Genomic DNA, 8,942 nt, shown 5'->3' with positions numbered 1-8,942 from the left:
CATATAAACTTCATATTAGAAATTAAATATAATTATAATAGGTTATTGTGATATTTTTGATTTTTCATAAAATTAAAAGTTTGAATTTAGGAGGTATTGCTCAAACCTAAATTCAAACTTTATTGAAGTAATTAATGGATATTACGTCTAGTTTTCGCTAATGACGGCATTTAAAAGTTCGGCAGGATTACCTGTTCCTGCACCGCCAATTGTAATAGATCCACCAGGAGGAATTTCACCATTCCATCCTGCGTTCGTAATTACATAATGATTATTTGTTTTACTACTAATTTTAGAATCCCAAACTTGTGTTAAATTGCCGCTATAATCAAATTCTAATTTCCAATTTTTAATAGGAGTCGTTCCATTATTTTTGATTATAATCGAGAAGTTATAACCGCTGCCCCAATTCGAAGTGACTGAAAATGTAGCAGTACCATTTCCATCAGGAGGTGTCGTATTAGCTTCATCCGTTTTGACAGTAAGAGCGGTAGGTTGTGATTTATTTCCAGCAGCATCTTTGGCAATTACCGAAAATTTGTATTCCGTATTAGGTTTTAAGTTTTTAATTGTAATGCTATTTGTTGTTGTACTCCATTTCTCTTCTCCAGCAGTAATTTCATATTCCGTAACTCCTACGTTATCAGTAGATACAGTCCAGTTTAATTGAACTGAGTTTGAATTTTTATTCGTAACTACAATGTTTTTAACATTCGTTGGTGGCTCAGTATCTTTTTGACTAATAGGTCCACCAAGTAATTCTTTTACTAGCGTATCAAGTAATTTTGGACCACTGCAACTATATTTTGGACTTGTACGGCAATCTCCGCTTAGTTCCCAAAACATTGCTCCACTTAAACCTTTCGTCTTTATATAGTCTGTTTTGTATTTCATAGATTCATTGTCATCGTAGCTAATAAATGTGCCTGTAGTTGCATTATATAAGTAAGGTACTTTAGCTGTGTCATTCCAGTAGCGTACAAAACCATTTTTATTAACGTAATTGGCTGCTAAATCACCGTAATCATACACACCTGTGTCACCGGTAGAGTAATCATCCCAAGTACCTTTAGAAGCAAGTTTCCCATCACTACCTGGTTTGCAAGGTTGATATTGTCCGTTATTTTCTTTGCCACAACTTTTCCAGCCACGTCCGTAAAAGGGTACGCCTAATACTAGTTTATCGACTGGAACACCTTCATTTGTATAAACATTTATAGCACCATCTACGTAAAAATTCGTATTTGCTGCTGGGTCATTTGGATCCTTATATAGAGCTGCATTATGATTAGAAGTAGCTTCCCATCCGCCGTGGAAATCATATGTCATAATATTAATCCAATCGAGTATTTGAGAAATTTTCTTTAGTTCTGTATGATCAGCGTAGCGTTGACTTGCACCTGAAGCGATTGTTAGTAAATATTGTTTGCCATCTTCAGCACCTGCTTTATTCAAAGCATTTCGGACGTCTTGAAGAAGGAGAGTGAAATTTTGTTTATCTTCAGGACGATAACTACCACCAGGAATCGTTTCAACGCCCGGATATTCCCAGTCTAAATCTACGCCATCAAACCCATATGCGCGAAGAAAAGCTACTGTAGATTCAGCAAATACTTTTCTTGTTTTTTCATCAGCGGCCATATCAGAAAAGCGGTTAGACCAAGTCCAGCCACCAACGGAAATAATTGTTTTTAAGTGAGGATATTTAGCTTTTAATCGTTTTAGTTCCCCGAAATTTCCGCAACGGGCATATTTATCGCAATCTTCCCAAGTTGTCCCTGAGCCAGGATACGATTTGGTAACATCAGCCCATGGTTCACCGAGTACGAGAGTACCATTAGGAACCTCTTTATTTTGCAATGGTACACCAGATTCTTTACAGTTCCACGTTTGTTTATTTGGATTATCAGGATGAGTAGAAGGGTTTCCATGTTTTCCGTTCCAACAAATATCCGCGAAAGCATAGTTAAGGTGAGTAAGTTTTGATGCATCAATGTCAGCAACTTGATAATTACGTCCGTAAACGCCCCACGAAGGAAAGTATCCAACAATTTTTTGACTTTGCTTTGGTGAATCTGCTAATGCGAGATTTGGATTAATAAAATTTGTGAGAAAAAGAGGTAAGAAAAGTAGTAGAGATAGTAATAACAGTGTGAATTTTTGAGACCTCATAGCCATTTCTCCTTTCAAAATAAAAGATATATTTAAAGGCATACGCCAATAAATCAAAATGAATCTAGACGTATAAAACGTCTAGATAAAATGATCAGACATCACGAAGTCTATACAAGGGAGCTGGGGGTGATTAAATCGTAACAAATGTAAGATTTAGTGTAAACGCTTTATTAAATTGAAAAAGACTTTCTCAATACAAAAAGGCTTGAATACAAACTGTATATGAAAACGAAAGATCGGTATGGGAGGAAAAAGCTCATTATAAATAAATTTGAGAAAAAATTGTATGGAGCCAATTATTAAAGGCATAGAAAGATAAGGAAATATCATGTAAAATAATAGTAAAAATATGTAAAGGAGGGAATAGTGTGGATGTGTTTTTGAACATTGCTGAAGAAAAAATTCGACAAGCAATAAGGAATGGTGATCTTGATTATCTTCCGGGAAAAGGAAAACCACTACAATTAGAAGATCTTTCAATGGTACCTCCAGAACTTAGAATGAGTTATAAAATTTTAAAAAATGCGGGAATGATTCCACCAGAAATGGAACTACAAAAAGATATATTAAAAATAGAGGATCTAATTGCTTGCTGTTATGATGAAGAAGAGAGAAAGAGATTACGAGAAGAGTTAACAGCAAAAACGCTTCGTTTTCAGCAGGTAATGGAAAAGAGAAAGGTTAAAGATAGTTCAGCTTTTCGTATGTATCAAGACAAAGTATTTCGTAAATTACGCTAAGAGGGATAAGATGACTACATTTAAAACGATAGAAGAATTAGCGACCTATATCGAAGAACAACAATTGGTACTTCTGTTTATTAAAACGGAAAATTGTGGTGTTTGTGATGTTATGCTAAGAAAAGTAAATTGCGTATTAGAGAATTATGATTACGTAGAGAAAATAGAGATATTACTACAAGACATGCAGGAGATTGCGGGGCGATATGGAGTATTTACAGGGCCAACAATTTTATTATTTCATAATGGAAAAGAAATTCTTCGTGAATCACGCTTCATTTCACTTGAAAATCTAGAGAGAACCATTCAATTATTCGAGGAATAAGGGAGGCTTTTAAATGGAATTTATTATTGTCATACTATTATTTGTTGTAGTTGGAACAATCGTAACAGCAGTTCGATCGAACAAAAAGAAGGTAAATCTTACAAAACAAAATAACATTCATAATTCATCTAACAGCTCATCACCATTATTTTTCTTTGCTGGATCTGATAATGATAGCTCGCATGATGGCGGCTCACATGATTGTGGAGGATCTTTTGGGGGAGATAGCGGAGGAAGCTGTGGTGGCGGTGGTGATTGATAAAAATGCGCCTTATATAGGCGTATTTCTTTTTAAACAAACGTTTGATTAGTCGGCTTACATATGCATAAACACAGTTAAACAAACATTTGTTTAATATTTTAACATACTAAGGGGAATGGAAATGAAAAGGGAACCGAAAGTGAAAAATAAGGGGAAAGTAGTGTTATTTTTATTAGCTGCGGGAGGCGTATTTCTTGTTAAATTAGCATTTAAATTTGGAACCATACATATGATTCGAACTTGGTTTGAAAGTACGTTTTCTTAAATAAGGAATATAGCCTCTTGCGATAGAGGTTTTTGATTTGTTATTATTAGACTGAACGGTCGGTTTAAAGAGGTGTGAATATGAGAAGAAGCGCAGAAGAGATAAAGAAAGAAATTGCATATAAAGCAGAAAGTCTATTTTCACAGAAGGGCTACGCAGCTACATCTATGGAAGAGATTTGTGAAATTACAGAGCGAAGTAAAGGAAGTATTTATTATCACTTTAAAAGTAAAGAAGAATTATTTTTATTTGTAGTAAAACAGCATACGTATGATTGGATTGAAAAATGGAATGAAAAAGAGAAGTTGTATAGCACTAGTACTGAAAAACTATATGGTCTCGCGGAATATCATGTAGAGGACATACAGCAACCAATTTCAAATGCAATAGAGGAATTCTCTATGAGCCAAGTTGTAAGTAAAGAGATTCTGGATGAACTGTTAGCTTTAACTAGAGAATCATATGTTATGTTTGAGAAATTAATTGAAGTAGGTATACAGTCTGGAGAGTTCCGTGAAGATAATACTCGTGATCTTATGTATATTGTAAACGGATTATTATCAGGACTTGGAGTGCTTTACTACGAATTAGATTATAAAGAGCTGAAACGTATTTATAAAAAGGCAATAGATGTATTGTTAAAAGGAATGGCAGCTGAATAATAGGTCAGTTGCTTTTCTTACAAAATAAATTAGACCGAACGGTCGGTTTGTGGAAGGGGAATGAAAATGAACGCTTTATTTAAAAACCGAGCATTTATGCTCGTTATGGCGTCTGATATTTTACAACAATTTGCAATTTGGATCAGAAATATGGCTCTTTTGTATTTTATAATGGAGCGAACGAATAATGATCCAGTTTCTGTTTCGTTGTTATCAGTTATGGAATATGCACCTATTTTTATTTTCTCGTTTATCGGTGGTGCGCTAGCTGATCGCTGGAATCCGAAAAGAACAATGGTCGCTGGAGATGTATTAAGTGTACTGTCTATTATAGGAATTGTCTTGTTGTTAAAGCTGGATTATTGGCAGGCTATATTTTTTGCAACACTCATTTCCGCGATTGTAGGTCAGTTTTCTCAGCCCTCATCTTCGCGTATATTTAAGCGCTATGTAAAAGAAGGAGAGGTAGCAAATGCGATTGCATTTAACCAAACATTACAGTCATTATTTCTGATTTTTGGACCAGTGGTGGGATCGCTTGTGTATACACAACTTGGTTTATTTACATCACTATATAGCTTAATCATTTTATTTTTGTTATCTGCTATCGCCCTTTCATTCTTACCAAAATGGGTTGAAAAAGAGCAGGTGGCGAGAGACTCATTAAAAAATGATATAAAAGAAGGTTGGAAGTATGTTCTTCATACGAAAAATTTACGTATGATTACGATCACTTTTACAATTATGGGTTTAGCTGTTGGATTAACGAATCCATTAGAAGTATTCCTTGTAATTGAACGTTTAGGTATGGAAAAAGAAGCTGTTCAATATTTAGCGGCAGCTGACGGAATAGGTATGTTACTCGGTGGTATTGTTGCTGCAGTTTTCGCTTCAAAAGTGAATCCGAAAAAGATGTTTGTATTCGGTATGGGTATATTAGCCATTTCATTTTTAGTAGAAGGGCTATCTACATCATTTTGGATTACTAGTTTCATGAGATTTGGAACAGGTATTTGTTTAGCTTGTGTTAATATTGTTGTCGGTACGCTTATGATTCAACTTGTACCAGAAAATATGGTTGGAAGAGTAAATGGAACGATTTTACCACTGTTTATGGGGGCAATGCTAATTGGAACTTCATTAGCTGGAGGATTAAAGGAACTAACTTCACTAGTTACTGTGTTTTGTATAGCGATGGCACTTATTTTATTAGCGATAGGGCCAGTTGTACGTATGCAAATAAAGAAAGAAGATATCGCTAACAAAGAGGCACTAACAAATTCATTAGCTTCAAAATAACTATTGTAAGGGAGCAATATTGCTCCTTTTTTCTTTGAGGAACTTTTGACAACTATATGAGCCAATTATATACTGATGTTGTAAAAACGATTTTACAGGTTAGGAGCAATGGTGTGAAAAATCAAATCTATGAATTACGCACTGAAAATAATATTTCACAAGGCGCATTAGCTGATAAATGTAAGGTTTCTAGACAAACGATAAATGCAATTGAGAATAATAAATATGATCCAAGCTTAGCGTTAGCGTTCCGTTTAGCTGAAGTATTAGGAACAACTGTTGATAAATTATTTTTGTACAAGCAGTAGAGTCGTTCATTATAAGGCGCACCTTTAAAAATAAAAAAGATCCTCTTCTTATGAGAAGAGGATCTTTTCTTATAGCGTTTTAGTCTTTGGACTAGGTGGTGTAACGGATGTATTATTTTCTGGAACTCTAGTTAGTAAGAATCCTCCGATAATAAATAGAACAATAATACTAAGAACACCAGCGTTTGTTTTTCCTGTTAATTGCGTTGTAACACCGACTAATACCGGACCCATAATTGCGGCAAACTTCCCAAATATATTATAAAATCCGAAGAATTCATTAGCAGATTCTTTTGGTACTAGTTTTGCAAAGTATGAACGACTTAGTGCTTGAATACCACCTTGAGATGTAGCAACTAACATTGCTAAAATCCAAAAATCAAGTGTCGTTTTTAAAAAATAAGCATATGTGCAAATAATGATATAAATAATGATACCGACATATAGCATTTTTTTGCCAGTAAATGTTTCAGATAATTTTCCGTATAGTAAAGCAAATGGACAAGCGACAATTTGTGTTACAAATAATATGATTAATAGATTCGTTGCACTAATACCGAGATCGGTTCCGTAAGCGGTAGACATAGTAATAATTGTATCGACTCCGTCAATATAGAAAAAGTAAGCGATTAGAAACATAAATACAGTTTTATATTCTTTAATATTTTTAAAAGTATCAGCAAGACGTTTGAAGCTCATTCTAATAGGTCTTGGATGACGCTCAATATAGTGTGTTTGCTCTACGTTTTTTAGCATTGGAATTGTAAATAACCCCCACCAAAGAGCTGTTATTGCAAAGGAAATTTGACTAGCAATGCCGACCGATAAGGGAATAGTTCCTTTTTGAGAAAGAATAATAAGAGCGATACAACCGATAAAAGGAATTGTACTCCCGATATAACCTAATGCAAATCCTCTTGTAGAAATTCGGTCCATTCTATCTTCAGAAGTGACGTCTACTAAAAATGCATCATAGAAAATGTTTGCTCCAGCAAAGCCGATTAAGGCGAGCATATAGCACCCTAGCAATAAGTACCACTGAGAGGTTGGAACGACTGCTAACATACTTGTAAATACGATACCGAGTCCAAAGAAGAATGTGAAAAAACGTTTTTTAAATCCTTTATAATCAGCAACTGTGCCAAGAATAGGAGCAAGTATAGAAATTAAAAGTGTTGCGAATGAGTTTGCATATCCCCAATATGCTGTTGAAGTTGCCCCAGATAGTCCAGCTTCTTTTGCAGCTGCTTTAAAGTAAATTGGAAATAATGCAGTTGTAATGACGAGCGAGTATACAGAGTTCGCCCAATCGTATAATATCCAGCTTTTTTCTTGTCTGGACATTTTTTTCATATAATGTTCCCCCTTAAATTTGTTTTACTAACAGTGTACAAAAATAAAAATTATAAAAAGAGAAACAGTGATGAATTTTACATAACTTTTACATATATACACAGTTATTTACAATTGGAGTAAATCCTCTACAATTGCTCCGTCTGTTTCACCTAAGTGTAAACCGAGTAGTCTAGCGATAGTTGGACCTTCATCAATAAGTCTCATATACGGGACGGTAAAGCCACTTTTTATTCCTTTCCCAGCAGCGATAAAAATTGTTTCATAGTTAGGTTTTGTTGGAGAGTATCCATGCGTACCAAATGTATATTTTTTACTAGGCGTAACATCTTTTTCAGTAATTTCTTTTATAAAATCTCCTGTATAGTTTTCAGTGAAATAATACCCTTCTCGTGCTTCTAACATGAATAAACAATTACCGTCTGCACCGCAGTCTTTGGCAGCTTCATCATGAAGTATAAATTCAATTCCGTTTTGTTTATTTTGAAGTAGTTCTTCAAGGAGTAGTTGTACCTCCCGGATTGTATCCGTATCATTTTTGTCCTTTACATATACATAGGCAGAGCCGTCGCAACTTTGGCAATAGGCTTTCCAGTCTACTAATTTTCCTTTTTTATTAAGAGATATAAGTCCTCTTTGATGGAATAGCACATTTAATTGGATGGATTTGTTTTCACTTAAAGCGCTATGATCACCAAGGGCAATAATTGTACTTTCTTCGTATAGGTTACTTTCTTTTAGTGCTTGAATAATTTTCCCTAGACGTTCGTCGTGTCTCTGGATAGCAGCTGTTGTTTCGTTAGATTCAAAGCCGTGATAGTGTCTTTGTGTGTCTAGATCGGTGAAATGTACGAACATGACATTAGGCTTTTTCGTCTGGATTGTATGCACAGCAGAGGCGAGGACGAAATCATCCAGCTCTGGTTGTGATAAACCATTTCTTATATGGCCGAAACGACGATTTAAATCTAATTGGTATAGTGGGCTACCGCTAAATAAGGAAACTAACACTTGATTTTGCCAAGGTCTATTGGGGAAAATTTCTGGTAAATTGTAATCGATGTTCGCTCTTCCAGTAACAGGCCATAGAAGGGCAGCTGTCGTTAAATTTGCTTTGCGCGCTTCATCATACAATGTTGTTCCTTTTATTGATTTTCGGTACCAATGCCAATCAGGTGATTCACGCCCTGGTTGAAGTAACGTATTGCTAACAACACCGTGCTTGTTAGGGTAATTACCAGTTACGATTGTTGAGTGGCTTGGATATGTTACAGAAGGATAAATTGGTTCTACTTTTTCGACAACCGTGCCCTTTTTTATTAGAGATTGGAAATGAGGTAGTTTTTGTAGTATAGGAAAATCTAAAGCTGATAAACAGTCGAATGATAAAATGATGACGTGGTTTGTTAATGCTTTATCCATAAAGTTCCCTCCTGATTATATAAAACCTGTTATTATATATTACTATTAACACCTAGTAATAAATATATATTTTTAGGTGAAAGTTTATTATTTATTTTCAGAAAAATTAAACATATAATTAAGTATAAGGG

General features: G+C 34.8%; 10 protein-coding genes. 7 read left to right on the top strand and 3 right to left on the bottom strand.

From position 1 onward, the window contains the following. Positions 1–147 precede the first annotated feature (147 nt). On the bottom strand, positions 148–2,172 hold the full coding sequence (locus ABWK52_RS13145; RefSeq protein ID WP_001257472.1) for a glycosyl hydrolase family 18 protein: 2,025 nt from the start codon (positions 2,170–2,172) through the stop codon (positions 148–150). A gap of 371 nt (positions 2,173–2,543) precedes the next feature. Between ABWK52_RS13145 and ABWK52_RS13140 the strand changes: the two genes are divergently transcribed. From ABWK52_RS13140 to ABWK52_RS13110, 7 genes are all read left to right on the top strand, one after another. Next, positions 2,544–2,915, top strand: a complete 372-nt coding sequence (locus ABWK52_RS13140; protein WP_000382381.1) for a DUF1992 domain-containing protein — start codon at positions 2,544–2,546, stop codon at positions 2,913–2,915. A 10-nt stretch (positions 2,916–2,925) separates the two neighbouring features. Next, positions 2,926–3,240: a thioredoxin family protein gene (locus ABWK52_RS13135; protein ID WP_000206517.1), complete on the top strand. Its 315-nt coding sequence runs from the start codon at positions 2,926–2,928 to the stop codon at positions 3,238–3,240. A 13-nt stretch (positions 3,241–3,253) separates the two neighbouring features. Then, positions 3,254–3,499, top strand: a complete 246-nt coding sequence (locus ABWK52_RS13130) for a hypothetical protein (protein WP_000394369.1) — start codon at positions 3,254–3,256, stop codon at positions 3,497–3,499. A gap of 124 nt (positions 3,500–3,623) precedes the next feature. Continuing rightward, positions 3,624–3,767 (top strand): hypothetical protein, encoded by a 144-nt coding sequence (locus ABWK52_RS13125; RefSeq protein ID WP_000817981.1) that lies wholly within the window; start codon positions 3,624–3,626, stop codon positions 3,765–3,767. An 80-nt stretch (positions 3,768–3,847) separates the two neighbouring features. Further along, the gene (locus ABWK52_RS13120) at positions 3,848–4,429 is read left to right on the top strand and encodes a TetR/AcrR family transcriptional regulator (protein WP_001254434.1); all 582 of its coding nucleotides are present in this window, start codon (positions 3,848–3,850) and stop codon (positions 4,427–4,429) included. A 66-nt stretch (positions 4,430–4,495) separates the two neighbouring features. After that, entirely contained in the window at positions 4,496–5,728 is a 1,233-nt protein-coding gene (locus tag ABWK52_RS13115) for an MFS transporter (protein WP_000992567.1), read from the top strand. 56 nt (positions 5,729–5,784) lie between these two features. Beyond that, entirely contained in the window at positions 5,785–6,036 is a 252-nt protein-coding gene (locus ABWK52_RS13110) for a helix-turn-helix transcriptional regulator (protein ID WP_002023181.1), read from the top strand. 69 nt (positions 6,037–6,105) lie between these two features. Here the strand turns inward: ABWK52_RS13110 and ABWK52_RS13105 are convergent, their stop codons facing one another. Together ABWK52_RS13105 and ABWK52_RS13100 are read right to left on the bottom strand one after the other, a co-directional pair. Beyond that, positions 6,106–7,389, bottom strand: coding sequence for an MFS transporter (locus ABWK52_RS13105; RefSeq protein ID WP_000738812.1), 1,284 nt, complete (start codon positions 7,387–7,389; stop codon positions 6,106–6,108). Positions 7,390–7,497: 108 nt separating this feature from the next. Next, positions 7,498–8,811, bottom strand: a complete 1,314-nt coding sequence (locus ABWK52_RS13100; protein WP_000356418.1) for an ectonucleotide pyrophosphatase/phosphodiesterase — start codon at positions 8,809–8,811, stop codon at positions 7,498–7,500. Between the last annotated feature and the right edge of the window lie 131 nt (positions 8,812–8,942).

Origin of the sequence: Bacillus sp. AP50, from assembly GCF_040492675.1 — a bacterium.
Classification (GTDB): Bacteria; Bacillota; Bacilli; order Bacillales; family Bacillaceae_G; genus Bacillus_A; species Bacillus_A cereus.
The sequence above is the reverse complement of the archived record's forward strand: the minus strand, read 5'-3'. Positions and strand labels throughout refer to the sequence as shown.